Source organism: Pediococcus damnosus, assembly GCF_001611155.1.
In the GTDB taxonomy this organism is placed as follows: domain Bacteria; phylum Bacillota; class Bacilli; order Lactobacillales; family Lactobacillaceae; genus Pediococcus; species Pediococcus damnosus.
Genome location: NZ_CP012294.1, coordinates 1215726 through 1241190, shown reverse-complemented (window position 1 = coordinate 1241190; position 25465 = coordinate 1215726). Strand labels below are relative to the sequence as shown.

Genomic DNA, 25465 nt, shown 5'->3' with positions numbered 1-25465 from the left:
TGAATCTTTTTTAAACCTTGTTCATATAATCAACCTACCTAGTTTATCATGAACCGCATTAAGACAAAAATTATTTTTTAAGACATTAATTAAACTTAAAAAACGCCTCTTTTTAAACCAACAAATCACTAATCTTTTGAAACGCAAATTGACAGCATGCCTCGCGAAACGCATTCCGCTCCAACTCTGGCTTTCGAAGGTCATAAGCATCCGTCTGGCCATGAAAAGTGATACCAATCCATGCAGTTCCGGCGTCCTCACCTTCCAAACCAGTTGGACCGGCTGCACCAGTAAATGAGATCGCCAAATCGGTCTTCAAGACTTTCTGGGCGCCTTGGGCCATGGCAACCGCCACTTCATAGCTGACCACGCCGTATTGTTGAATAAGCTCCTTGGGGACACTCAACAATTGCGTTTTAACTTCATCCGCATACGTCACAAAACCGCCACTAAAAACGGCTGAGCTGCCTGGCACTGTAGTAATTTCTGATTGAAACAGACCACCCGTTAAACTTTCAGCAGCTGTAATTGACAAGTTTTCTTCAATTAATGTATTGATTACGTAATTAACTAGTTTTTCGTCCATTATAATTCCCCCGTTTATTAAGCAATTTTACACTTGTCTCACGAAAAACACTTATGAAAAAGCATCCCAACATAAGCTAGGATGCGCGACAATTATTTCTTATTGCCTTGTAATTCAAGAATCATGTCCAGATGAGGGATACCTGTATCCAGATAAACATCGCTGACAGGTTTGAATCCAAACGATTGATAAAAGGATCGTAAATAAGCCTGGGCCTGAATCTTTACCGTTGTGACCTTTGGCATATCTTTTTTAATCGTTTCAAGTCCACTCGTAATGAGTTTGCGTCCATACCCTTGTTTGCGAAAGAGTGGATTAACAACCACCCGACCAATATGAACAATCGTTTCGTTCGTTTCAGGGATGATTCGTAAATAGGCCACTAACTGTTGGGCCTCGTTTGTAAATTGTAAATGCTGGGCGATGAGATCCTCATCGTCTACCTCTTGATAGGCACATAATTGTTCAACAACAAAGACTTGGGTACGGAGTTTGTAGATTTTAAATAGTTCTGTATTGGATAACTCTGAAAATGATTTTACTGTTACTTGCATACTTGGCTCCTTGTGTAGTTCTTTTCTGTTTTAATGAAGTTCAGATTTTGGTGCAATTGAGGTTCATTTATTTTATATATACGATAATAATTAAAACTATTTTACCTCAATGCGTCAAGCCGCTCCTGATTCCTTAACTATATTGATTCGACACTCTTCTAAAACATGTGTATACAGTCAAGCTTTTTTACATTAGCTCTTAACTATATTGATTCGACACTCTTCTAAAACTGCCCTCAACAACGTTAGCCAACGCCACACGCTCTTAACTATATTGATTCGACACTCTTCTAAAACCATGAGTGGTACTTAACCGACGACGACCGGGCTCTTAACTATATTGATTCGACACTCTTCTAAAACAAAGAGCTGCGGAAGTTGTCGGACCAACGGGCTCTTAACTATATTGATTCGACACTCTTCTAAAACTGGACCACAGGATATGTGGAAGCGACCCCGGCTCTTAACTATATTGATTCGACACTCTTCTAAAACTAACTCCAAGCCTTTAACGCTCCGTTATTAGCTCTTAACTATATTGATTCGACACTCTTCTAAAACTTAAAGGGTAATACATTAATTGTAGGTGAAGCTTTTAACTATATTGATTCGACACTCTTCTAAAACCACACAATACCCACAGATTACCTGTATCTAGGCTCTTAACTATATTGATTCGACACTCTTCTAAAACAACATTGGGGACGACCACATCATGTACACGGCTCTTAACTATATTGATTCGACACTCTTCTAAAACACAGCACCACAGTCATTAGACACCAATGGCGCTCTTAACTATATTGATTCGACACTCTTCTAAAACAACACATATTACTATTCAACAGAAAGCGAAGCTCTCAACTATATTGATTCGACACTCTTCTAAAACATCATTACCACCAATGTTGGCATAAGCTAAGCTCTTAACTATATTGATTCGACACTCTTCTAAAACAAGCTGGTTGGGGTCTCGGCAATGTCGGCAGCTCTTAACTATATTGATTCGACACTCTTCTAAAACACTAGATACAGATGCAATCGGAGGAGATGAGCTCTTAACTATATTGATTCGACACTCTTCTAAAACACTTATCGAGGGACTGTAAACAGTCTTACCACTCTTAACTATATTGATTCGACACTCTTCTAAAACATCTGCTACACCGTTATCAATCAACGTTTTGCTCTTAACTATATTGATTCGACACTCTTCTAAAACGTATACCACCTACTGCACGCAATCATCATAGCTCTTAACTATATTGATTCGACACTCTTCTAAAACTCAGATTAAGCGGGTTAGTAATCGAAGGGTGCTCTTAACTATATTGATTCGACACTCTTCTAAAACGACGTGGCGGCAAGGTTATTGCGTACCGAGGCTCTTAACTATATTGATTCGACACTCTTCTAAAACGAATCTCCAATCAATCCGGGATAGTCGAATGCTCTTAACTATATTGATTCGACACTCTTCTAAAACAAAATTAGCTTTACTGTGGAAGGCCTAACAGCTCTTAACTATATTGATTCGACACTCTTCTAAAACTCTGGTGCGGAATCAATTTGCGATTGAGTAGCTCTTAACTATATTGATTCGACACTCTTCTAAAACAGATGTGCATGACGCACGGTTCGGACAAACGCTCTTAACTATATTGATTCGACACTCTTCTAAAACAAGGAAATGGTGAGTTTGCGATTGTTAATGGCTCTTAACTATATTGATTCGACACTCTTCTAAAACACGTTCCTGCCATTGGCAGCACAAACTTTTGCTCTTAACTATATTGATTCGACACTCTTCTAAAACCCGCGTAGGCAATGTAAGCCCTGTAATACAGCTCTTAACTATATTGATTCGACACTCTTCTAAAACGATTATGTTCAAGGCCAAACCCAAACGGGCGCTCTTAACTATATTGATTCGACACTCTTCTAAAACTTTGAGAATGAGCCATACATGAACGTCCATGCTCTTAACTATATTGATTCGACACTCTTCTAAAACTGCTGGGCCAGAATCAATTTGGTCTTGCGTGCTCTTAACTATATTGATTCGACACTCTTCTAAAACGCTTGGATTGTGAGACCAAACTAATCAGTGGCTCTTAACTATATTGATTCGACACTCTTCTAAAACTTAGTTCAACATTAGGATCTGCATATAATAGCTCTTAACTATATTGATTCGACACTCTTCTAAAACTCATGCTGAACGTCTTTATCATGTTTTATGGCTCTTAACTATATTGATTCGACACTCTTCTAAAACGATGTCAGCGTTAAACGGCACTGGTATCACGCTCTTAACTATATTGATTCGACACTCTTCTAAAACATTGCACTCGTAGGATTACAAACGATACCTGCTCTTAACTATATTGATTCGACACTCTTCTAAAACCGTTTTTTTATAATGCTACTCTCATAGACATTAATAACGCCAATCAACAAAATCCTGATCAACGTAGCAATAACGGCATTTATCGAATTCTTCGTGATTATCTGTTATCTGAGAATTCGATAAACAGAATGTTCAAATCAAGCGTGCTAATTAAACTCACCAATTCATTAAATTGGCTGACACTGAGATAATTGCGCACATTAGTTAAGATTAATATTTTTGTTTCTTTTAATTCAGAAGCAGTTTTTAATACAGTTTCAATTATATCATAAGGATCCCTATTTAAAGCACTTACAAACCCAACATTACAGTATTTAACTAATTTAACTGGATCAAATTCACTATCTACTTTTAACGGAAGGTCTAACGAAAACGTAGCATCAAAAATAAGTGATTTTAATTTATTATTAAGATCCGTTAATTGCAATCTTGTATCATCATCTAATTTCGAAACGATCTTTTTTTGTAATTGTCCTTGAAACATTTTATTTAAATCTGCGTCAACAAATGCATCCCCAACCCACTTCACTGCTCTTTCACATTCTACTAATTTAAAATCATCATCACTAATTTTAATAACATCTGAATATCCTTTAAGTCCTGAAATTAAATCGGTATACACTTTCTGATTACTGGTCTCAATCAACGTTGGCTTTGTTGTATTGATAATAATTGGTTTGAATGGGTAATAAGTAATATTCATATAATGATGGTCCTATCTGCTGAATTTCGAACATCCTGTTTAGATTCTCCAACAATAAAATTCATACTATTATATTGTTTTTCAGTCACCATCAAAGATTGAATCAAGCCATTGGCTGGTGAAAAAGTTGCGATTCGTTTTTCCATTAAATTAGCACTCTTCTTATCCACGCAGACACGCACATAAATTGAATATTGCACCATTAGAAACCCTTCGTTTAATAAAGCCTTTCGAAATTTTCGATAATTACGTCGATCTTCACTTGTTTCAACCGGCAAATCAAACATGACCATTAATCGCATTATTCGATACCTCACTTATTTCCACCTCAATTTTAATTTTATCGATTTCACCGCTCAAATACTTTAAGCAATTATCAACGTGCTTAGTAATAGCATTTCTTAAAATAGTATTCTGGCCATTATATTTCATTTTTAAGTTCAGCAAATCAACTAACCCAAATTTAATATCTGGCGTAAAGTCGTTAAACTTTTTTTGTTTTACCCACCAATCAACAATTGGTCGAAAGGGTTCCATTAGATCTGACCCTAAATTAAAATCATTTTCTTGACTATGATGATGAACGCCCAATTGCGTCAAATAACCATTTGCGGCGATTTCACGATTCACAGCCGATAAAATAATGGCATATCCATAATTTAAGGCTGCATTTATCGGACTGAAATTTCGCCGTGAAGATTCAGATTCAAATAATAACGAAAAATACTTGCGTGCTACTACTGCTTCACGGTTCGTAACATCGTTGATCTCTAACTTAGCAAGTTCATCTTTTAAATCTTGCGCATTAATACCTAAAGCCTCAGTTACATAAATTTGATTAGTTATTTTCTGCACAATAATCTTCGTCCATAAAGAGGTTTTTCGCTCTTCGTTCCAATTAAATTGTGTCTGCAATAACTGTGGGTCACGATTGTTTGGATAATAATCCATAGTTTCAGTTACCGGTTCACCACTGTTATCCGTAAAAATCACTTTACTTTGATGCTTGGCCAATTCACTAATCACTGCACTAGTTATTACTGCTCTAGTCGTGCTAATCAATAGAATCTGGATATCACTAACCGGAATCTGATTAGTACTATCTTGCGTTTGAACAACCACGCAATGACCAGAGTAGGAAATCTTAGCATGTTGGGTCACAACCACCGTCCGCCATCCCATAAAAGGTTCCTCCTTGTTTTGAAAGCGTTAATATGATATTATTCATTTATTGAGTTCGACACACTCAACATTTTAACTATATTGATTTGACGCTCTGAGTTAAAATCAAACAAAGCTTCGGCTGAGTTTTATCTTTTGAGGCCGCTATCGGCCCATACATATGTCATTTAAGAAAAGCTATTGCAGATTGTTAAAACCTGCAGTAGCTTTTTTCGTTTATTTAATTTTGTTTAGCTGAACCCTTCGTTCAAATAGTCCCGTTGGCGATTGATATATAAGCTGAGCATTTTCACTCAGAGAAATACCACTCCTTTGACGTAATTGTCCAAATGGAGTTTTTATTTTAAAAATACTCATATCTGTTGTAGTTGCATTTGCATGCAATCCTTGAAGGATTCTAGTTAGTACGGTTCTCTTACCAAGCTCTGTAATTTTATTATTTTCCCACTGATCTTCAACTGGTAACTGATAAAAAATTAAATTACTATTCCTAATTTTCTCTCTAAAATTATTGGCATCATATGCTGAGAAATATTTATCCATTTTTTTCACAATCTCATCAAAAGCCGAATCCAATCTTAGATTATCTAACCGTTCAAGGTCATCTCTTGGACAGTCGGTAATGTTTGTATTGTTAATAGCCTTAAGTGCATTATTAGAAATCACTAGCTGTTGAGCATTATTTTTGTAAGTATCGCTTGCTAACATAAAAAACTGACCAGCATCATCAATAAGTTGTTGGAATCTAACTTTTGATACAACTATTTTAAAATCATCAGTTGTTTCAATAATTTCACCATTTTTTTTATCAACCTTATAATGAGTGAATTGTGGTTTAATAATTTTATAAAGTTCACCATTATTTTCGGTGGAATCATTTTCAAGCTTATTCAGTCTAGCTAACGCAAGTGTTGGTATTCCAATAACTCTGTAACTCACTTTATTTTTCTTTGTAATTTGCACAATAGTCATATATGCAAGACTTTTTCCAGAGTATCCGCCATATATCTTGGTTTCCTTATCATCTTTTATACGAATTAATTTTTTACTTTCTTGACCACTACCCTTATCATCTTTTGCTTTATAAATAGTTTGATTATATAAAGCTCCTCTTTTTTCACGTACTTCATGAGACACGAGAATTTTCTTGTAAGCAAATAAGTGACGAATATATTTAATATCTTCATCCTTAGTCCATAGAATTTCACCGGTCTCCTTATTAACCACTTGATCACAATGTTTCAGATCATAGATAAAGTTAAACCGTCGCATCTTCGTTTCCTTTTGAGTAAACTTCTTAAAATCACCGTAAACAAAGTAGGACTCCAGTTTTGGATAACGTTTCAGAAGATAATTTCCAATAAATGCTGCCAAATAAGCATCAAATGCATGATGATAATCATTTACATCCCGATTTTTCAATAACTCAAAGTCTTCGCGCATTTGGTGAGACAAGTCAGCCTTCACAGAAATGATTTGTGTACTATCTCCGTATTCATCAGCCAAAATATTTACAGCCAACTTAATAACCTGGCGCGTCTCCACTAACTGACGATTAATGAATCCATTTTCAGTATGAGCAGAAATATTTTCGGGATTCATTGTCAGATTTCGATACTTACCTTTCGAAATTAAACCTTGATCCTTCATTCTTCCCCAAACAGAAAGCATCTTCTTACCAAAAATATCAATCGGCACCGAATCTGCCTTTACTTGATTTTCATTTGTTAAAACCCGATTAGTCAATGAATCGTCTTTAACAAACGCTTGTGGCAAAATGTGATCAATCTGGTAACTAGAAAGTTGATCAATATTAAGTTGCTTACCAGTATAAATATCGATCCCGCCCTGCATAAAGTACAAGAATAAACGATCCTTAAAATCACGTTTATTATTAATTGCCTCTTTAAATTCTTGGCGTACCTTAGCACTTACCAATTCATTTGACACTTTTTCATAAGCAGCTTCAACCTGTCTTTGACGTTGTACAGATCGACGAGGATTGCGTTCCTCGCCTCGTGCAAACTCGACATGGATTTTGGCCGGTGCTTGCCCATGCATCGCATTTTGAATATCGTGGACAACTAACAAAATTTGGCGGATTGCTTTTTTATTTTGGGGAGAGGTATACAAATCATTAATGACATCTTGTGAGTCCGTTTTTTCCAACATTCCCTTATTAGCATCTGTCACTAATTTAGCAAAATCCGGTTCAGCTTGAATCTGCATAAAGTTTTCATTGGTAATCCAGAGAATATCCATGATGTTACGGTGCTCCGAATTTTTCAATCCAACTAATAATTTCCTTGATAGTCTGCCCCAACCTTGATAACGCTTAGTTGCCAACTTTTCTTTTTGGTCATCTGTTAACCAGGTTAAGTCGTTTAGTTTAGCTCGATAAATCTTCTTATCTTCAAAAATTGTCGACCACTCAATAATTTTTTCTAAATCTTCCTGGCGATCATTTTCTTCGACTAATTTTGCTCCAAAAATTCCACATAGATCACTATAAGTGCTCAAACTACTATTAAATCGTTTTTCATCTGCCAAGCCTTCAATAAGTGGTCGCTTAGAATATTGTCCCTGCGAAACCAAATAATCTTGCAGGTGTTTAATCGTCACATTCTTGAACTGCTTAAATAAATCATTGAAAATTTGCTGCTTCTGTTCAATAGAAATTGGTTTGTGATCAATTCGAATTTTATTCAATTCGTTTAAAACCTCAAATTTTTGATACAACAAACTTTGTGCTGGTAAAACATCCTCACCTAATAAATAGGTATCCGTAGTGGTCATTCGTTTAATAAACTGATTAGCCGTTGCCATCCGATCCACTTTCTGATCAAAATTCCATGGCGTAATATTTCCAGGCTCCTTACGAATCATCCAGGCAAACTCAGCCCCTGATTGATTCTTCTGATCCTTGGCCGTAATCATCGGTCCAACATAATATGGCACCCTAAATGTAACCAATTCATCCAATTTGTATTTAGCAAGCTGCTGCCGTTTTTTATCAGGATTGGGATTTAATTCCGCTAACCAAGGATAGTAAGCCTTCTGATTTTCAATAATCTGATCCAATTCTTGTTGTTGCAATTGATGTGGAATCGAGCCATTTGCCTTCGTGCGTTGCTTAGGCATAAAGATATCCTGGTCGATATAAGTTTGAATTTCATTAGCTTCTGCGGAATCATCTAAATTAACCTGAACCTGTTTATAAAAATCTTCTTGAGGTAAAACTTTGCCTTTTACACCGTCAATATAGCCATCGTATGCCGCACGAAGGTTCTTGGCTTTCTTAGTATCTGTCATGCCGTTAATCAATTTTTTAAACAACTTAAGGTGATCTTTATGCAAATCATATTTTGCCACCATTGATTGAGATAACGTATGATTTTCAGGGACAATTGCGGATAAAGTAATTCCGGAGTACAGACTACGCAAAACTTCAATAATCTCATGCCCATCATCCGTCATTTGGCCTTCAATTTTTGCCAAATCATCATCAATACTTTCGGAATCAAAAGTAATCGACCATTCTTTTGCGGCTTCTTTGTCCACTTCCACATTAGTAATGACATTTAATTTTGCTTTATTGCCCAGAGATGCCTTTAAAATTTCTGTTGCAACAGCCTTATTTCGTTTTTCAATATCTTTATCTTCGGAGCTCTGATAAATATCACTAACTAACGTACGTTGGCGATCAGCCCTACTTCTTTTATTGTCTAATAGAACTTCCTTAATTTGTTCCAAATTATCTGTTCGGAATTCTATTGATTCATCAGGAAAAACACGTTGATAAATATCGTTTAATTCTTCAAATTTTTCTTCCAAATTTAGTCTGCCAACTTTGAAATTATTGGCAGGGGTCGCATTCAAAAAATGGCCTCTAAATTTCATAATATGATGAATTGCCAAATAGATTTCACGCACATCAAATTTTCGATGCTCAGTCATTAATGCGTTACGCAAATGATAGATTGTTGGATATTTTTCATAAAAGTCCTTATCAGAGCGATCATTAAATAAGATATCTCCTGAATATTGTTTTTTACTGTCTTTAGGAGATAAATTAGATTCTTTCAAACGGATAAAAAACGCCTCATCTACGGGGGTTATGTATGCATCAAAGATTTCCCGTAATAACTTCAAACGCCAGCGACGACGACTTAAGCGACGGCGAGTGGTTCGAAAACTACGGCGAGTGGTTCGAAAACTACGGCGGTCTGCAGCGGCTTTTCCTTCATCGAAAAGTCTCACCCCAATTGCATTTTTTCCTTTTACACGGATTACTCGATTGTTATCGTTGACTACCGCAAATCCGATTGAACTTGTTCCAATATCTAAACCGATACTATATTTTTCATTTGTCATTCTTATTCCTCCATTTAAAACTTCTATATTTATATAATACAGGTTTGTTTAGCGCTTTCATATATTTTTGCAAATTTTTAAGCAAAAATGTCCGCGAACACATGATTTCTTACCGTCAAGAGACGTATGAGTTTATATCGCCCTAATTTTGCTGTAGAGTAAAGCTATCAAGCAATCCGAGGAGGTTTTATATAATGAAAATTTCAGTTCCGACATCAAATGGATTATTACTAGATAAATACAGTAAGCATGCCGCTCCAGAGCAAATTTACAATGGCAATCCTTCGATTTCATTTCCGATTGACATTCAGGATGTTCCAGACAATGCTACAACGCTGGCGTTAACATTACTGGATTTCGATGCCGTTCCAGTTTGTGGTTTCCCATGGATTCATTGGACTGCGGTCAACATTCCAGCTGACAAATCGGTCACAATTCCAGAAAATGCCAGTCAGAGCAATGTTATTGACTTTATTCAGGGCAATAACAGCACGGCTGGTTCACTAATCGGCGCAACGGATCCACTAACTACTCGTCATTACATCGGTCCTACGCCACCAGACAAAAATCATGATTACTGGTTGAGTATTTATGCATTAGATACCACCCTTAGTTTGCAGAATGGTTTCTGGTTAAATGAGTTTTACCATGCCGCAAAGGGTCATATTATTAGCAAACAAAGGCTCAGCATTATCAGTCGAGCTTAATTCAAAAAAGCAAGCATAAATTGTGTGACATCGCAATTTATGCCTGTTTTAGTTTAGCAATTTAATTTTCATTTAGCTGTGTTTATCTTTTGGTTAAGGCCTTTAGTTTTTCTTACTTTAAACACCACATAATGATCACAGATTTTTAAATTCGATTTAATCTAACCCCTGCATACTTAGAATATTCATTCAAAAGAAAGTAAGGAGCGATGATTATGTTATTAAACAGTAAAAACTTATCCGTTTTAGAAGTTCAAGTATTGGGTATTTATCAAGCAAAAATTGAGGTCAAAACCATTTCTGGCAAATGTCTCTTCGTCTATCCCACTCAAACTCAAAAAGATGATCCCTTATTTTGGCAATCACTTAAGGATATTATTAAAGCAAAACTCTGGTTACCCATCAACAAAACGTTAAACCAATTGATCGATTCAGATTGGTTAGTCCCTTTAAACACTTAAACATTTCAAAAACGATTATAAGAACGATAATTTAAGAACCACTAATAGTTATCGTTTTTAGTAACGTGTCTCAAAATCCTTTTGTGCATCCGCCAGTTTGCGCAAAAACCGCGTCACTACTGCCAGCTCCGAATCCGAAAACTCTGCCAATGCTTGCACAGTCTCTTCATGCAAATGTTTATGAAGGGCAATGTGGGCCGTTGCCAATTTTTGACCATCAGCCGTCAGTTTCAAATAAACCGTTTTTTTATTAGTGGGCCGCTTAAATTTTTCTAGCAGGTCTAATTTTTCCAAATGATTAATCCGTCGTGAAGTTCCTCCCTGCGTGATTTGAACCGCCTCAACTACTTCACTGACCGTTTTTTCTCCTTGTAACAGAACACCCAAAATATCCAAATCATTATGGGTCAGATGGTTTTTTTGTGGATTTTCCTTAATTGCTGCTTGTTTGGCAATCCACACTTCATGTTGATTATGATTTTCGGTTGCACTAAGTTGTTTTAATAACTGTGTAATTGTTTGATACTGCTTTTCGTCCATAATTACACCTCCACTTATATATTACCAGTAATTAATAGTTGACAACAGGAAAGGTTTGCTTTATATTTAAAATATTGATTACCGGTAATATAAAAAATAAAAAAGGATAATAAACTATGAAAGCATTAATAATAAAAGATTTTAAAACAGCCCCAATGATTGATTTGAACGTTCCTACTCCCGTCGCTGACACCAAATTTGATACCTTAATTGATGTCCTAGCAGCGCCAATTGAAAATTTTGACAAGGCCAATGCGACTGGCCGCCATTATTCAAGTACCTATTGGCATCCTGCATTTCCAAGTATCCCTGGCGCAAGTGGTATCGGGCGCCGCGTGGATAATGGTAAGCTAGTGGCCTTTCCCGCTCGTACATTGAAACCACGCTTCGGCTCATTTGCAGAACAGACAGTTGCCAATTCAAAATTACTTTTTGAAATTCCTGAAGATACTGATATTTATTCAAGCACGGCCGCAGCTTCTTCACTAACAACCAGCATTGCTCCTCTGCAATTTAGCTTAGAAATGAAACCTGGAAACACCGTTTTAATCAACGGTGCAACTGGATTTGCAGGACAATTGGCAATTCAGGCCGCCAAAGCGTTGGGCGCCGCAGAAATCATTGGCACTGGTCGAAACCCAGAACGATTGGCCGCATTGAAAGATCTCGGAGCCACTCAAACAATTTCATTAGCTGACGATGACGAAACAATTTTAAATAACCTGTCTAACATGAAAATCAAAGGTGATTTAATTATTTTAGATTACTTGTGGGGCCATCCCATTGAACTGATTCTAAAATCAATCGTCCCCACTAGTTTAGAGATGAAAAGGGCAACCTCGCTTGTTTCCATTGGAGCAATTGCCGGCCAAAACATCACCTTACCGTCGACCGCTTTGCGCACATCAGGCTTGCAAATCATCGGTATGCAAACACCAAAAGTGATGCAAAATCAACAAGCTGTCTATCAAGCCGTCTGGAAATTATTGGGCACGGGCAAAATTAAAACGACTGTCAAAACGATTTCGTTAGAAGACGCGGCCAAAGATATTGACTGGCAAAAACCAGTTCCAAGTGGAGTGCGAACGGTAATTAAAGTGAGTGAGATAAAGCGTTAAAAAGGTGATAAATAAGTGTGACGGAAGCGAGATCGCAATCCCACAGGAGTCGTGCTTATGATCGGCCTCTTGTTTTGCCAAGCTGTCCTAAAAACAGTGAGTGGATTGAAACGGGAGCTATAGAGCTATAAGAGCGTCGGTAGCGGAATCGCATCCCGCGGTTAGACGTGTTTACATCTCTAAGCTTGTTTCAAGAAACTGCCCAAAAACCAGCTCTTCACTCCTCAAAATAGTAGAATGGAGGCAATTAAACTAGTAAGAGAGGCAACTATGTCAGAACCTTATTTTAATAAAATTACTGCAACTGGATATCATGAAATTGAAAAAGAAATTGAAGAATTAAAAGCTAAACGTCCTGCGTTAACTAAACGCCTGGCCGCTGCAGCTGCTTTGGGCGATCGTTCCGAAAATGCTGAGTATACTTTTTCAAAACGAGACCTTCGTCAACTGGAAAGTCGACTTCATTTTTTAAATAAACAACTGCAATATTCCAAGATTGTCCAACCAACTAATAATCAAATTGTCGAAATTGGTAAAAAAGTTACCATTGAATTTGTGGATGATCATGACCAAATGGACTATCAACTAGTGGGAAAACAGGAAGCAGATATCAAGACAAACAAAATCTCCCTGGTTTCACCATTGGGATCAGCATTATTAAATAAAACCGTTGGCGATATCGTTACAATCCATGCCCCAGAGGAAACTTATCAAGTGAAAATTTTATCCGTTAATTTATAATTTTCCAATTCATACAAAAATCCACGCAAGCTAACAAGTCTGCGTGGATTTTACTATTATCCTTGGGTTTTATTATGAGAATGTTCAGGTGCTGTATCTGGCATTCCATTAAGCTTCTCCATATCTTCATCACTAATTTCAAAGTCTAATTTGGCATTATCCTCAATATGTGATTGACCAACCGCTTTTGGTAACGGCAAGATATTATTTTGTAAACAGAAACGTAACGCCAATTGAGCGACGCTAACCTTGTTTTCCTTTGCTAAAGCTAACATTTGATCGTTCTTCAGCAAACCACCAGTTGCCAATGGTGAATAAGCTTCAACTAGGATTCCGTTTTGTTTCGCAAAGCTTGTAATCTTAGGCTCAGTATACCCAACATAATACTGAATTTGATTAACCATTGGCTTTACTTTTGCATCAGCCAGCACATTTTTAAGATCATGCACATTAAAGTTTGAAACCCCAATTGCCTTAACTCGGCCACTAGCATAAATATCTTGCATTGCCCGCCAAACTTCAACATTTCCTTTATCACAATCTTTACCAATCTCATCCCATGGCCATGGTGCATGGACCAAATAAAGATCAACATAATCAATATTCAGCTTTTTGAACGTACTTTCAAAATCTGCCATTGCCTCATCATACGTTTTACTATGTGCAGGAAGTTTTGATGTGACAAAAATTTGATCCCGGGCAATTCCAGAATCGCGAACTGCACGACCCACATCCTCTTCGTTCCCATAGGCCTTCGCTGTATCAATGTGCCGATACCCAACTTTTAACGCATTCCGTACTGCTTGATACGCCACATCGCCGGCTGGGGTTTGCCAAGTTCCAAATCCAACTTTAGGAATTTTGACGCCGTTTGCTAATTCAAATGTATCTGTTAAAACTGACATTGTTTTTCCTCATTTCTATTAATTTTATTGCACTCAAATAAATTGTACGCGTTTTCTTTAGATGGGTCGATTAATAAGCTTCAACCTGTTAAAATATAAGTATTAGAAGGGATTGTGATTTAATGTCTAGCAAAATGTATCAACGTATGATTGCTGCAGCTATCTTAATTATCGTTATTGGGATCAGCCGGCCGTTTCCAATGCAATGGGCTAACACACTCTGTCTTATTTTAGGTGCAGCTTTAATTGTTCTAACAATTATAATTGGCCAACATAAAAGTAATCAAGAACACGTATAAGCACCCGTTAACGCTATTAAAATCCATAAATATGGCGTATGCTTGTCGTGTAAAGAGGGATTGATAGCAATGGCTCGCATTGTAAAAATGACCACCCAACAAGCAAATGAATATCTTGATTGGCAATATTCAGAACCTTACACATTTTATAATTTTCCGACTTCTGTTAATCGCATAGATCTTCTTAACGAACTGCTCGCAGGGATCAGCGATTACTATGCCATTTTAGATGATGCTGATCAGTTATTTGGAATTTATGAATATCAATTTCATAATGGCATTTTAGAAATTGGTTTAGGTATTCGCCCGAAAGATACTGGAAAAGGATTTGGTACCCAATTTGTTCAACAGTGTCTTGCGTTTGCCCAGCAACATTATCATTACTTTGGGAAAGTCACGCTAGAAGTTGCCTCTTTCAATCAGCGTGCTATTCATCTTTTTCATATCCTAGGTTTTAACAAAACAGGCGAACGAGAAGGCCAATCATTTGGCAAACCCGTGACCTTTGTCAAAATGTCACGCATTCAATAAAATTTAAAAAGCTAGAGGAAACTTGATTATACTAAATCAGTTTTCTCTAGCTATTTTTATCTCGATTTTTAAAAACGGTTATTGACGTGAAATCAAAATTTACTCACTGGTTTTCTACGCTCGCTAAATCCGGAATTGAATCCATAGCGCCCGCCCTTTGGACCGTTAGTGATGAGGCCAAATTGGCAAACTCAATCGCCTCGGCAATATTGCTTAGGTCCGGGACCATTTTGGCAGCCAAAGCGCCGATAAAAGTATCACCGGCGGCCGTTGTATCCACCGGTTTTACTTTGTGAGCATGAATCAAATCCGATTTACCGTTAACTTGATAGAAGACGCCGCGTGATCCGAGGGTAATCACCGTATTGGCAATCCCCATTTCACGAAACTTTTCTGCAGATTCCTCACAATCCGCTTTGGTTTCCACCTTCAAATTAGTCAAAGTCCCCGCTTCCGTTTCGTTTGGCGTGATGACATCCGTTAACTTGATTAACTCTTCTGGTAACTTTGGCAAAGCCGGTGCTGGATTTAAAATTGTCAGGACGCCAGCTTTTTTAGCCATGGAAAACGCCGCAATGACTGGTTCCAAATTTGTTTCCAATTGGGCAATCAAAATTTGTGAGCTTTGAATATTTGCGCGGTCATCGGTCACATTTTCAACCGTTCCCAGTTTATTGGCACCGCCCTCCACCATAATGGAGTTATGTCCGTCTGGTTCTAAAATGATAAACGCCTGACCTGTATTGGCCGCTGATAATTCCCGAACGCCACTAATATCAATGCCTTCATTTTGACATTTTTTCAACAAGAACTGACCAGCATCGTCTTTACCAATTGTTCCAATGAAGTGAACCGAAGCACCTAATCGTTGGGCTGCGACAGCCTGATTAGCTCCTTTTCCTCCGGCAGCTTGACTACTTGGCCTTAATAAACTCAATGTTTCTCCCTGCAAAGGGATATGGTCAACCGGAATGTGGATATCCATATTCAAACTGCCAACAACCGTCACTTGATTTGTCATGGCTACTCCTTAAAATATTGATTTGTATTTAACCTAATGAAACCAAAAAACAAATCATTAGTCAATTAATAATCCCAAGTTAATAAAAAAGAATTGAAAGGTTTGTTTAAACCCTTCCAACACTTTAAGATTATCTATCTGTTAATCATTGTCTTCTTTTTTATCACTAATCAATTTCGAAGGCGTAATTGTTTTAACCTGATAGCCCTCGTCTGTATCAGAATTTTGTACAAACGTTGCGACATACCGATAAATTTGAACTCGTTCATTATCGGAATCATCGAAATCAAAAGTTACATCGTAAGTTACATCCGCGCTATTTCGGCCACTTGGCACAATACTCTTCACTTCAGGATCATAACTAACACTGTTAATATCATCATCTTTGTAATAGCCTTTAGACATTTTCAACAGATCTTGATATTGCGAATTTGAAGACCCATTTATAAAACTTTCGGAAAGTTTGTTCCCATTATAATCAGTCGCGTCACTTTCCTCGCCATCTGCAGCTACTGCTTCAAATCCAGAGAAAATACTATCCAGCTCATCGCTGGCATCAGACTTAGTCATAATTCCCGGAAAATCAACACTAATTTCCGTTCCATCATCGCTTTCACTGATTGATTTTGTGGTTGACGAAATTGTTCCCTGACCCGTCTTATACCTCAATTGCAGTTTCATCACACTGGACCAAGGAATATTATTAAAAGAGTAAACGCCTGAACTATCAATCGTTCCCTTATATTTATCGTTTAAGTATATTTTGGAATTTGCATATCCTTTTACATCAAAAGAAATCGTCTTTAACGACAGATCATAGGCCTTATTACTATCAACTTCATAGTCTGCACTGTTGGTCATTGCATGCCCATTTACTGTCCCGGTTGATTTTAGATTATACAATCCGGGCACAAGCGGCCCGATTTTTTTAGACAATTTTGTCGCAGTTGTGTTGAGCACTTTCTTTTTATCAACTGATAAAGTTACATCAGTGTGATTCGTTGAGACGATTGGATAGACTGGCTTTACAAACACCTGATACTTTGGAAATAGTAACCATGCTTTTCCGTCCAACTTAAAAATAAATTTCTGATTGGTGGTCATCCCGCTTATACTACCTAATTGGGACTTTAAGATACTTAATTTTTGTTTGTTATCAGTCATGCTTTTGACAAAGGGTTCCATGTTTTTATTTGTGATTTTTAAATTAGGATCCGTGGTCGTAAAGTAATGAGCCACATTTTTGTCGCCCTGAATTGCAGAAATTGTCCGATCTAATTGTTTGGATTTTTGATAGTAATCAGACCCAAACATATATCCTCCGATTAAGAGAACCACAACACACGCAATTAGAATCGTTGCCCATTTTGGTAATTTTTTTTGCGGTTTTGTCTGATAATTTGCAGCCGCCCGGGTCTGTTCCTCATTTTCATTATATTTCTGACCTACAGAATCATTGTCAGTACCAGCATTAGTTTTATTGGTTGGTGTTTCACCAGATTGTTCTGGTTGTGTATGTACTTCACTTGTTTGTTTAGCAAGATAATCTGCAATATTGAATCCACACTGCTTACAAAAATGAGCACTCTTTGCGGTTTCTGCGCCACAATTTGGACAAAACATTTTTTTGTCATCCATAATTAGTCTCCTCTATATTTCACATCTTTACTGCCACAGTAAATTTATTCACACTCAAAAAAATTCATTTTAAGTTGGCTAACTCACTGCCTGCATGACTGTAGCTAAAAATATTATATCATAGTATCATCAATTTTATGTTATGATCATTGATTTTAATTATGGTTATATTAATTAATTTGTAATTTTTAAATTATTCGAATAAAAAATAGGCAAACTCTACTTTCTTCGAGTTTACCTATTGCAATCGTCCATATCCTATTCTTTATTTTCTGCTGTATAAATTAAATGTTCATTTACAAAAGTCATCAATCCTTGTTTGCTTAACTCACGCCCATAACCTGAATTGCGGATTCCGCCAAATGGTAATTCTGGTAAACTGGTCCAACCGTGATTTACAAACGTCATGCCGGCCTTAATTTGACTGGCAACTTCTTCGGCATGTTTCAAATCAGAGGACATGACCACACTTCCCAAGCCATACTGCGAATTGTTAGCGAGCTGAATTGCTTCTTTTTCTGAGTGAACTCGGAAAACTTGGGCAACCGGTCCAAACAGTTCTTGATCAAAAATGGGATTTTCTGGAGTTATATCCGTCAAAATCGTCGGCATAAAGAATTGCCCTTCCGCTTGCACGGATTCATTACCATAGACAACTTCTGCACCATTGGCAATTGCTTCATCAACTTGTTTTTGAAGCTTTTCTTTCCCATGTTCAGACGACATCGGAGCTAAGGTTGTGGTGCGATCCAGTGGGTCTCCCATCTTCATTTCAGAAAAGCTCACAATTAACGCATCCATAAAATCGTCGTAAAGTGCATCGGGGACAATAAATCGTTTAGATGCTGTACAAGTTTGGCCAGAGTTGGCAAGACGAGCCGCTGGTGCCACTTTATATAAAAGTTCTCGATCCACATCTTCTAAAACGACAAACGCGTCATTACCGCCTAACTCCAATGTCGACTTTTTCAAATTTTCACCAGCCGCCTTGGCCACTGATTTACCACCCCGCTCGGATCCCGTTAAGGCTACTCCTGCGATTCTTGGGTCAGCAATCATATCAGCAATTTGATCATAGTCTAAAAAAAGATTAATCAAACTGCCTTCAGGAGCACCGGCATCATCCACAATTTGCGAAATCTTTCGTGCCGAACCCGGTACAATCGACGCATGTTTTAAAATAACTGGGTTGCCGACCATAAAGTTAGGGGCAAAAATCCGCATTACTTGATACAACGGAAAATTCCAAGGCTCACACGCCAAAATTGGGCCAAAAGCCTGTTTTAAAACGGTTGCCTTGGCGTCCTTCGTTTCAATTTCAGTTGGTTGCATGAATTCTTCTGCATGATCCGCAAAATAATCGGCAATTGAGGCGCATGAATCGACTTCATCTTCAGATTCACCAATCAATTTTCCCATTTCACGGGTCATTGTTTCGGCCATCGCTTGTTTTTCATCACGTAATTGGCTGGCTACTGCATGGAGCACGGTTGCCCGTTCACTGATAGAAACAGTTTCCCAAGATTGGGCCAAATCCGTCGCCGTTTGAAGAGCAGCTTCAATTTCATTACTCGTTGCGTTTTCATATTCGTTTAACGTCTCGTTCGTGTAGGGATTAACTGATTTGTAAGCCATAATAGTCTCCTTATTTTGAGTTGAGTTAAATTCATTTGTAGCTCAATTATAACGAGCGCAAATCGGTTAATGCGAACGATTTGCCCATTAAAAGGATATAGAATTCATTCCACTGGTAGCGTTTTAATGCTACACTCTAAGTATCAACTAAAAGAGGGAGAAAATCATTATGATTCAACATATTTTTTTAGACATGGATAATACCTTGTTAAGTCCGGACGGATCAATCAGCACTAAAAATATTTCCGTCATCAAAAACAGTCCAATTCCGGTTTCACTAGTATCCGCGCGCGCACCATTTGAAATGCAATTTGCCATTCAGGATTTAGATTTACACACCACTCAGGTTGCGTTTAATGGCGGCCTAATTTATAAACCAACTTCAACAGCCTATCAACAGGTCTATTCAAAGGCGATTGACCCACAAACTGCTCAAAAAATTATTGATGTCGTTCACCAACAATTTCCAGCTTCTTCATTAAACTGGTATTCAGACACGGCCTGGTATACTGATAAGAACTGTAAAGAAACTGATTTTGAAACTTCCATTACCCATGAAAAACCAGTGATCAGTGACTTGCCTGATGCAAATCAAACGATCTATAAATTTATGCTCATTAGTTTTGACCCCGTCTTATTTAGTCAATTGGTAGATTATCTAAAGCAACTCAATCTGGCCAATGTAAACATCATGACTTCTGGGGATTCCTATATTGAAGTCACCGATACTAGTGCTACAAAGGCAAATGCAATCGCTCAAATTCAGGCTGAAGAACATCTTCAAAGTGATCAGTTAGCTGCCTTTGGTGACGGTGAAAATGACATCCCCATGTTTAAAAAGGTTGGCCTCCCAATCGCCGTGGCCAATGCTACTGAAGACGTAAAACAATATGCCAAATTCATTTCTACAAGTAATAGTGACGATGGCGTGGCCAATGGCATGCAGCAACACGTTTTTAATAAATAACCTTACGCCTGCAAAACGAGGAATTATATGTCAGATTTGAGAGATGCCTTATTTTTCATAATCCTTTTTGGTATCCCAATTTTAATTGGTTTTTCCTTACTCAAAATCAAAGCTTTGCGGATAAACAAATGGAGACTAATCGCAACTATTTTTCTGCTTGTTTTCACCTCAGCCCCTGTATTTATATATTCTGAGTATCCTCATGCCATTCTTTGGCAATTTAGTGATATTTTATGGATTGCTATTGCAATTATATTCATTAGAAATATTGTTCACTATCGGAAGCAAAAATGAATTAATAAAAGGACGCTTGAAACCAACTTGTATGAGTTAGTCGTTCAAGAGTCCTTTGATGTTGTTATTATTTTTGGTGAATTAAGATTCAGGAATTATTACTTGTTTGTTTTTATCTTAGATTTTTTATCAGACTATTATAACTATCTGTGTTTTTATGCATTTATAAAGTTGTCTATCCATTGATACTAAAGGAATCATATAGATTCATATGATATAATTTAATTTGTAGAAAAGTTAAGACGGTGGCGACTTTTTCTGAAAGGTGTGATGCCTATGAGATTAAGAATCTCGGTTTCTAATCCTGACGAAAGGAGTAGCCTCGTGTCGGTGATCGATGCGTTACAATTGATGTTGACGTTTGGGATATTTTTATTATCTCTGTTAACATTTATTGTTGAGTTGATTAAAAATCAACAAAAAAAGTAACCGTCTTACTTTAGCCAGTAACGGTTACTTCAAATAACTAAGTCTGTGCCACCGTCTTTAACGGTTCTGCATGAGAAGCACTGACTACAATCAGTGCTTCTTTTTGTAAGTTAATTATAGCATGTTCATTTTTAAAAATAAAACAATGAAATCGGAAAAATATCCCAAATTTTTTTAAATTCGCATTTTTTGCTCAATTAACCCAATTTTTTTGTAAATGACGCTTTGAATTTTTTTTTACCTCTTGGTACAATTGCTCAAGTAGTCAGTTACATGAAACCCATGTGGGTCATTAATTTTTATTGCTTATACTTCTATATTCTTGAGAATGCTGAAATTGAACTTCCAAAAACTCAATCAACTCCAACTCTGAGAAAAAGTACGTTGTCATTAGCAACGATCGCTGGTGTTTCTTCAGAAATTGGAGGTTTTTTTATGCAGTCAAGTCAGTCACACGTTCCTTTTACAACTAAACTTGCCATTTTTGGATTAGCAGGTTTAGCATTTTGTGGTGTTTTAATCGAAACTTCGATGAACGTCACGTTTCCAACCCTCATGAAACAGTTCGATGTTTCGCTAAACACCGTCCAATGGATCACGACGGCGTATCTATTAGTAGTCGCTGCGGTGATTTCCGTTGCGGCATTTATGGAACGCCGGTACTTATTCAAACAGCTTTTCTTTGTCGCCGCGGCCATGATATTAATTGGTATTTTTATTTGTGGATCAGCCACTAGTTTTCCGATGTTGCTAGTGGGACGCATTGTTCAAGCCATCAGCACAGGAATTACCATGCCCCTGTTAATCGCCGAAATTATGCAAGAAATTCCGCTGGCTAAACAAGGAAGCTACATGGGAATCGGCGGAATGGTGATCGCATTAGCGCCATCGCTCGGTCCCACATATGGCGGCCTTGTGACTCAAAACTTGTCCTGGCGATTTATCTTTTGGTTAATTCTACCAATCGCAATAATCGCAAGTGTTGTGGGCCTTTTATTTATCAAACAAGGATCAGCACCGCAAAAATCGAAATTTCCTTGGAGTCAATTTGTTAGTTTTGTCTTAGCCTTAATTATGCTTACTTTGGGAGTTAATAACGCTGGAAATTATGGTTGGAACGCGATCCAATTCTATGGATACGTAATTATTGGAATACTCTTTTTAGGCCTTTTTGTTTACTTGGCACAACGATCCCAAACACCGTTAATTAATCTATCAATTTTTAAGCACTGGGCTTTCACATTACCGCTAATTATTTATTTTTCCATTCAGTTTGTTCAGCTTTCCCTCACATTTTTACTACCAAATTACGCGCAACTTGTCTTACATCAAGGGACGTTTATTTCTGGTTTCATGTTATTTGCAGGAAGTTTGGCATCGTCCATTTTGGCACCTATTACTGGCAGAATTTTAGATGAATATGGGATTGGCAAACCACTATTAATCGGTAGTGGCTTCATTTTGATGGCTACTTTAGGTTTTGTAGTTTTTCATAACAATCTAAACGTCGGATTAATCGCAATTCTATATGCCCTCTACGCGATTGGATTCAGTTTTATGTTTAATAATTCTTTAACATCAGCATTGCAGAATATTCCACCACAATTGATCGGTGACGGAAATGCCACTTTTAATACGCTGCAACAATACGCTGGATCCATGGGAACCGCGATTGCTTCGGCAATGTTAATAGGCCACGGAACTCAACACATTAGTGTAATTCAACAAACAGCAAATGGGGCCACTTCAGAATTCATACTGGTCTTCATCGTTTGTATAGTGGTGAGTGGATTAGCCGTCCTTGTGCAACGAAAATCATAAAACATATGGTATATGGTTAATTTTGATTTTTGGTTCGCATTTTTCGCTCAAATAACCTACAATTAAGGAAATAATTAAGTGAGATGATATTTTTATGACAAAACGTATTAAAGGTTCATGTACCACAATTTTAGTCGGTAAAAAAGCTTCGATTGACGGTTCCACAATGATCGCCCGTAACGAAGACGGTGCTGGTCCACTCAATCCTCAGAAGTTTGTTGTAATCAAACCAGCTGACCAACCAACACATTACAAATCTGTTTTAAGTCCTGTTGAGATTGATCTTCCTGATAATCCCCTCCGCTACACATCAACTCCTGATGCAACAGACGGTCGCGGCGTTTGGGCGGGTGCTGGAATCAATAGTGAAAACGTCGCAATGACCGCTACTGAAACCATCACTTCTAATTCACGCATTCTTGGTGTTGACCCACTAGTAGATGATGGAATTGGTGAAGAAGATATTACCACCATTACCCTTCCTTACATTCATTCTGCTCGTGAAGGCGTCAAACGGCTTGGTGCCCTATTAGAAAAATATGGGACCTACGAAATGAACGCGATGGCTTTTTCTGATAAAGATGAGGTTTGGTATTTCGAATCAATCGGCGGTCATCACTGGGCAGCTATTCGCATCCCTGATGATGCATACGTGATTGCCCCCAACCGTTTCAACATCGATCAATATGATTTTGATTCTGAAGATACTTTATTTGCCGCAGACTTACCTGATTTGATTGAAAAGAATCACTTAAATCCTGACCGCGATCAAGTTAACTTACGTCATATTTTTGGCAGTGCTACCGTTAAAGACACGCGTTATAATAACCCGCGTGCTTGGTATGGCCAAAAATACTTTAACCCAGAACGTAACGAAAGTCCGATCGATCAAGACTTACCATTCATTTGTCGCACTCAAAAGAAAATTAGTGTTGAAGATATGAAGTTTGTTTTGAGTTCTCATTATCAAAACACCCCTTATGATCCTTATGGTACTGGTACTGAAGATGAGAAAAAACAATTCCGACCAATCGGGATTAACCGAAATCAGGAATTGCATATTCTCCAAATTCGTAACGATGTCCCCGCTGAAATTGCAGCAATTCATTGGCTCGCATTTGGTCCTAACACATTTAATGCGCCCGTTCCTTTCTACGCTAATGTCAATGACACGCCTACTGCTTACCAAAGCACAACTGGCGAATGTGATCCAACTAACATGTACTGGTTAACAAATGTGCTTGCTTTAATGGGTGATCATAACTTTGGGTTGTATGAAGATCAGGAAAACTTATTCGAAGAAAATACAGTTGCTGATTGTCGTAACTTGCAACATAAAGCTGATGCTGCCTACAGCAAACAGGCTGATGTTTCAGCTTATCTGGAATCAGTAAACAACCAAATGTCAGACGTTGCCATGACACGTGCTAACAAATTACTTGGTCAAATGTTAGCGTTAGGTGAACCTCAGATGAAATTACAATTTACTTTAAACGATTAAACTAATCAATTGCTTGAGCTTCAGGAACGCGTTTTGTTTCTTGAGGCTCTTTTTTTGCAAAAAAATTATTCGTCGTTTTTGCGCGTAATTCTAATTATATAGCCAAAATTGTTGAGTACCCATTGCATTAATAGTTTTGAAGTGAAAGAAATTGATAGTTATTAATTTAACATATATAATTAGGTTATACAGAAGTACAAGGAGGCTAATTAGCTTGAACGATGAAAATGTCTCAAAAGTTAGAAAATTAGGAAACTCAGTTGCCATTACTTTACCCAAGAAATTAAATGTAAGTGTTGGTCAAGAATTTATCATTGTTAAAAAGGAGAATGGTTCAATCACATTAATCCCGAAGGTTGAAAATTATTTTAAGAATGCCAAGCCTGGTGAGTTTTATACACCAGAAATTAACGTGGATTATATACCATCTGGAGACGAGGCCAGCAAGTGATAAGCATCCCCCAAAGAAGCCTCATTTATATTGATTTCGATCCATCCAAAGGTTATGAAATTAAGAAACGTCGCCCAGCCTTAGTAATGAGTAGTGAATCCTATAATCGTGCAACAAATTTAATAATCGTTTGTCCAATTACCTCAACAGATAAAAAGCGGCCATTTTTGGTTTCAGTACACAATAAATCACTGTCAGATAGCAGCAAAGTAAACACAAACCAGATTTTCTCTCTCGATTACACCCCTCAGGCTAACCGCAACGTTGAAATGCTTGGCCAACTTGATGAAGAAACTTTTTATCAAGTGGCTCAAAACGTACTTTTTAGCTTTGATTTTCCTTTTTAATTAAAAAATCTGCTACTGTACCCTTGTGTACTTAATTTGTGAAGGAGAAACTATGACAAAACCTAATTACGTCGTTTATCCAGCAATTTTTGATAATGAAGATAATGATGGTTACTATACAGTTACCTTTCCCGATATTCCTGACACAGCCACCGATGGCAAAACTTTGGTAGAAGCTATCAAAAATGCCCCTGACGCGTTGCTGTAGCACTTCCCGATTATCCAAAGTATCCAAAACCTACACCAATAG

24 protein-coding genes and 1 CRISPR repeat array are annotated in these 25465 nt (G+C 37.5%); of the genes, 13 read left to right on the top strand and 11 right to left on the bottom strand.

From position 1 onward, the window contains the following. Positions 1–112: 112 nt before the first annotated feature. The 6 genes from ADU73_RS05860 to cas9 form a co-directional block, all read right to left on the bottom strand. Positions 113–586 (bottom strand): CinA family protein, encoded by a 474-nt coding sequence (locus tag ADU73_RS05860; protein WP_046872501.1) that lies wholly within the window; start codon positions 584–586, stop codon positions 113–115. Positions 587–678: 92 nt separating this feature from the next. Beyond that, positions 679–1140, bottom strand: a complete 462-nt coding sequence (locus ADU73_RS05855; RefSeq protein ID WP_046872502.1) for a GNAT family N-acetyltransferase — start codon at positions 1138–1140, stop codon at positions 679–681. 129 nt (positions 1141–1269) lie between these two features. After that, positions 1270–3550: a CRISPR direct-repeat array (repeat unit 36 nt; unit sequence GCTCTTAACTATATTGATTCGACACTCTTCTAAAAC). Positions 3551–3647: 97 nt separating this feature from the next. Then, a complete protein-coding gene (csn2, locus tag ADU73_RS05850; protein WP_062913274.1) occupies positions 3648–4253 on the bottom strand; it encodes a type II-A CRISPR-associated protein Csn2 in 606 nt (201 codons plus the stop codon). Beyond that, positions 4250–4555, bottom strand: coding sequence for a CRISPR-associated endonuclease Cas2 (cas2, locus tag ADU73_RS05845; RefSeq protein ID WP_046871853.1), 306 nt, complete (start codon positions 4553–4555; stop codon positions 4250–4252). Before cas2 ends, csn2 begins: the two co-directional genes overlap by 4 nt. Continuing rightward, positions 4533–5435: a type II CRISPR-associated endonuclease Cas1 gene (cas1, locus tag ADU73_RS05840; RefSeq protein ID WP_046871854.1), complete on the bottom strand. Its 903-nt coding sequence runs from the start codon at positions 5433–5435 to the stop codon at positions 4533–4535. Before cas1 ends, cas2 begins: the two co-directional genes overlap by 23 nt. A gap of 216 nt (positions 5436–5651) precedes the next feature. Then, positions 5652–9809, bottom strand: coding sequence for a type II CRISPR RNA-guided endonuclease Cas9 (gene cas9, locus ADU73_RS05835; protein ID WP_062913273.1), 4158 nt, complete (start codon positions 9807–9809; stop codon positions 5652–5654). Positions 9810–10003: 194 nt separating this feature from the next. Between cas9 and ADU73_RS05830 the strand changes: the two genes are divergently transcribed. After that, on the top strand, positions 10004–10516 hold the full coding sequence (locus ADU73_RS05830; RefSeq protein ID WP_046871856.1) for a YbhB/YbcL family Raf kinase inhibitor-like protein: 513 nt from the start codon (positions 10004–10006) through the stop codon (positions 10514–10516). 215 nt (positions 10517–10731) lie between these two features. Further along, positions 10732–10977 (top strand): hypothetical protein, encoded by a 246-nt coding sequence (locus tag ADU73_RS05825; RefSeq protein WP_046871857.1) that lies wholly within the window; start codon positions 10732–10734, stop codon positions 10975–10977. 57 nt (positions 10978–11034) lie between these two features. On the opposite strand, the gene ADU73_RS05820 is transcribed toward ADU73_RS05825, so the two are convergent. Continuing rightward, entirely contained in the window at positions 11035–11517 is a 483-nt protein-coding gene (locus ADU73_RS05820; RefSeq protein ID WP_062913272.1) for a MarR family winged helix-turn-helix transcriptional regulator, read from the bottom strand. Positions 11518–11633: 116 nt separating this feature from the next. Here ADU73_RS05820 and ADU73_RS05815 point away from each other — a divergent pair, with 116 nt between their 5' ends. Together ADU73_RS05815 and greA are read left to right on the top strand one after the other, a co-directional pair. Further along, positions 11634–12635: a quinone oxidoreductase family protein gene (locus ADU73_RS05815; protein ID WP_046871859.1), complete on the top strand. Its 1002-nt coding sequence runs from the start codon at positions 11634–11636 to the stop codon at positions 12633–12635. 270 nt (positions 12636–12905) lie between these two features. Next, positions 12906–13376, top strand: a complete 471-nt coding sequence (gene greA / locus ADU73_RS05810) for a transcription elongation factor GreA (protein ID WP_226996022.1) — start codon at positions 12906–12908, stop codon at positions 13374–13376. Positions 13377–13432: 56 nt separating this feature from the next. Here greA and ADU73_RS05805 read toward each other — a convergent pair whose 3' ends face one another. Beyond that, the gene (locus ADU73_RS05805; protein ID WP_046871860.1) at positions 13433–14281 is read right to left on the bottom strand and encodes an aldo/keto reductase; all 849 of its coding nucleotides are present in this window, start codon (positions 14279–14281) and stop codon (positions 13433–13435) included. A gap of 122 nt (positions 14282–14403) precedes the next feature. Between ADU73_RS05805 and ADU73_RS10515 the strand changes: the two genes are divergently transcribed. Both ADU73_RS10515 and ADU73_RS05800 read left to right on the top strand, forming a co-directional pair. Then, a complete protein-coding gene (locus ADU73_RS10515; RefSeq protein ID WP_155386982.1) occupies positions 14404–14580 on the top strand; it encodes a hypothetical protein in 177 nt (58 codons plus the stop codon). Between the two features lie 69 nt (positions 14581–14649). Further along, complete coding sequence (locus tag ADU73_RS05800) at positions 14650–15111, top strand: GNAT family N-acetyltransferase (protein WP_052694533.1); 462 nt, start codon at positions 14650–14652, stop codon at positions 15109–15111. 103 nt (positions 15112–15214) lie between these two features. Here ADU73_RS05800 and rbsK read toward each other — a convergent pair whose 3' ends face one another. The 3 genes from rbsK to ADU73_RS05785 form a co-directional block, all read right to left on the bottom strand. Continuing rightward, positions 15215–16132 (bottom strand): ribokinase, encoded by a 918-nt coding sequence (gene rbsK, locus ADU73_RS05795; RefSeq protein ID WP_062913271.1) that lies wholly within the window; start codon positions 16130–16132, stop codon positions 15215–15217. Positions 16133–16273: 141 nt separating this feature from the next. Then, positions 16274–17770, bottom strand: a complete 1497-nt coding sequence (locus ADU73_RS05790; protein WP_046871862.1) for a zinc ribbon domain-containing protein — start codon at positions 17768–17770, stop codon at positions 16274–16276. Positions 17771–18028: 258 nt separating this feature from the next. Beyond that, positions 18029–19405, bottom strand: a complete 1377-nt coding sequence (locus ADU73_RS05785) for an NAD-dependent succinate-semialdehyde dehydrogenase (RefSeq protein ID WP_056986237.1) — start codon at positions 19403–19405, stop codon at positions 18029–18031. Between the two features lie 169 nt (positions 19406–19574). On the opposite strand from ADU73_RS05785, the gene ADU73_RS05780 reads away from it, so the two are divergent. The 7 genes from ADU73_RS05780 to ADU73_RS10605 all read left to right on the top strand — a co-directional run bounded on the left by ADU73_RS05780 (position 19575) and on the right by ADU73_RS10605 (position 25423). Continuing rightward, positions 19575–20372 carry an HAD family hydrolase gene (locus tag ADU73_RS05780; RefSeq protein ID WP_052694534.1) on the top strand — a complete coding sequence of 266 codons (798 nt, stop codon included), beginning with the start codon at positions 19575–19577 and terminating at the stop codon, positions 20370–20372. Positions 20373–20936: 564 nt separating this feature from the next. Next, complete coding sequence (locus ADU73_RS10660; protein ID WP_081036081.1) at positions 20937–21095, top strand: putative holin-like toxin; 159 nt, start codon at positions 20937–20939, stop codon at positions 21093–21095. Between the two features lie 273 nt (positions 21096–21368). After that, positions 21369–22916, top strand: a complete 1548-nt coding sequence (locus ADU73_RS05770; protein WP_226996021.1) for a DHA2 family efflux MFS transporter permease subunit — start codon at positions 21369–21371, stop codon at positions 22914–22916. A gap of 94 nt (positions 22917–23010) precedes the next feature. Next, on the top strand, positions 23011–24417 hold the full coding sequence (locus tag ADU73_RS05765) for a C69 family dipeptidase (RefSeq protein ID WP_046872450.1): 1407 nt from the start codon (positions 23011–23013) through the stop codon (positions 24415–24417). A 214-nt stretch (positions 24418–24631) separates the two neighbouring features. Beyond that, positions 24632–24868, top strand: coding sequence for a type II toxin-antitoxin system PemI/MazE family antitoxin (gene mazE, locus ADU73_RS05760; RefSeq protein ID WP_226996020.1), 237 nt, complete (start codon positions 24632–24634; stop codon positions 24866–24868). Then, on the top strand, positions 24865–25215 hold the full coding sequence (locus ADU73_RS05755) for a type II toxin-antitoxin system PemK/MazF family toxin (protein ID WP_046872449.1): 351 nt from the start codon (positions 24865–24867) through the stop codon (positions 25213–25215). Before mazE ends, ADU73_RS05755 begins: the two co-directional genes overlap by 4 nt. A 52-nt stretch (positions 25216–25267) precedes the next feature. Then, a complete protein-coding gene (locus ADU73_RS10605) occupies positions 25268–25423 on the top strand; it encodes a type II toxin-antitoxin system HicB family antitoxin (RefSeq protein WP_226996019.1) in 156 nt (51 codons plus the stop codon). Positions 25424–25465 lie beyond the last annotated feature (42 nt).

Coding starts and splice junctions, on each gene's coding strand:
- ADU73_RS05815 (WP_046871859.1), top strand. CDS start 11,634: ATGAAAGCATTAATAATAAAAGATTTTAAAACAGCCCCAATGATTGAT.
- ADU73_RS10660 (WP_081036081.1), top strand. CDS start 20,937: ATGCCTATGAGATTAAGAATCTCGGTTTCTAATCCTGACGAAAGGAGT.
- ADU73_RS05860 (WP_046872501.1), bottom strand. CDS start 586: ATGGACGAAAAACTAGTTAATTACGTAATCAATACATTAATTGAAGAA.
- ADU73_RS10605 (WP_226996019.1), top strand. CDS start 25,268: ATGACAAAACCTAATTACGTCGTTTATCCAGCAATTTTTGATAATGAA.
- cas2 (WP_046871853.1), bottom strand. CDS start 4,555: ATGCGATTAATGGTCATGTTTGATTTGCCGGTTGAAACAAGTGAAGAT.
- ADU73_RS05800 (WP_052694533.1), top strand. CDS start 14,650: ATGGCTCGCATTGTAAAAATGACCACCCAACAAGCAAATGAATATCTT.
- ADU73_RS05765 (WP_046872450.1), top strand. CDS start 23,011: ATGACAAAACGTATTAAAGGTTCATGTACCACAATTTTAGTCGGTAAA.
- rbsK (WP_062913271.1), bottom strand. CDS start 16,132: ATGACAAATCAAGTGACGGTTGTTGGCAGTTTGAATATGGATATCCAC.
- cas1 (WP_046871854.1), bottom strand. CDS start 5,435: ATGGGATGGCGGACGGTGGTTGTGACCCAACATGCTAAGATTTCCTAC.
- ADU73_RS05805 (WP_046871860.1), bottom strand. CDS start 14,281: ATGTCAGTTTTAACAGATACATTTGAATTAGCAAACGGCGTCAAAATT.
- ADU73_RS05830 (WP_046871856.1), top strand. CDS start 10,004: ATGAAAATTTCAGTTCCGACATCAAATGGATTATTACTAGATAAATAC.
- cas9 (WP_062913273.1), bottom strand. CDS start 9,809: ATGACAAATGAAAAATATAGTATCGGTTTAGATATTGGAACAAGTTCA.
- ADU73_RS10515 (WP_155386982.1), top strand. CDS start 14,404: ATGTCTAGCAAAATGTATCAACGTATGATTGCTGCAGCTATCTTAATT.
- ADU73_RS05770 (WP_226996021.1), top strand. CDS start 21,369: ATGAAACCCATGTGGGTCATTAATTTTTATTGCTTATACTTCTATATT.
- csn2 (WP_062913274.1), bottom strand. CDS start 4,253: ATGAATATTACTTATTACCCATTCAAACCAATTATTATCAATACAACA.
- ADU73_RS05825 (WP_046871857.1), top strand. CDS start 10,732: ATGTTATTAAACAGTAAAAACTTATCCGTTTTAGAAGTTCAAGTATTG.
- ADU73_RS05790 (WP_046871862.1), bottom strand. CDS start 17,770: ATGGATGACAAAAAAATGTTTTGTCCAAATTGTGGCGCAGAAACCGCA.
- ADU73_RS05785 (WP_056986237.1), bottom strand. CDS start 19,405: ATGGCTTACAAATCAGTTAATCCCTACACGAACGAGACGTTAAACGAA.
- ADU73_RS05855 (WP_046872502.1), bottom strand. CDS start 1,140: ATGCAAGTAACAGTAAAATCATTTTCAGAGTTATCCAATACAGAACTA.
- greA (WP_226996022.1), top strand. CDS start 12,906: ATGTCAGAACCTTATTTTAATAAAATTACTGCAACTGGATATCATGAA.
- ADU73_RS05820 (WP_062913272.1), bottom strand. CDS start 11,517: ATGGACGAAAAGCAGTATCAAACAATTACACAGTTATTAAAACAACTT.
- ADU73_RS05780 (WP_052694534.1), top strand. CDS start 19,575: ATGATTCAACATATTTTTTTAGACATGGATAATACCTTGTTAAGTCCG.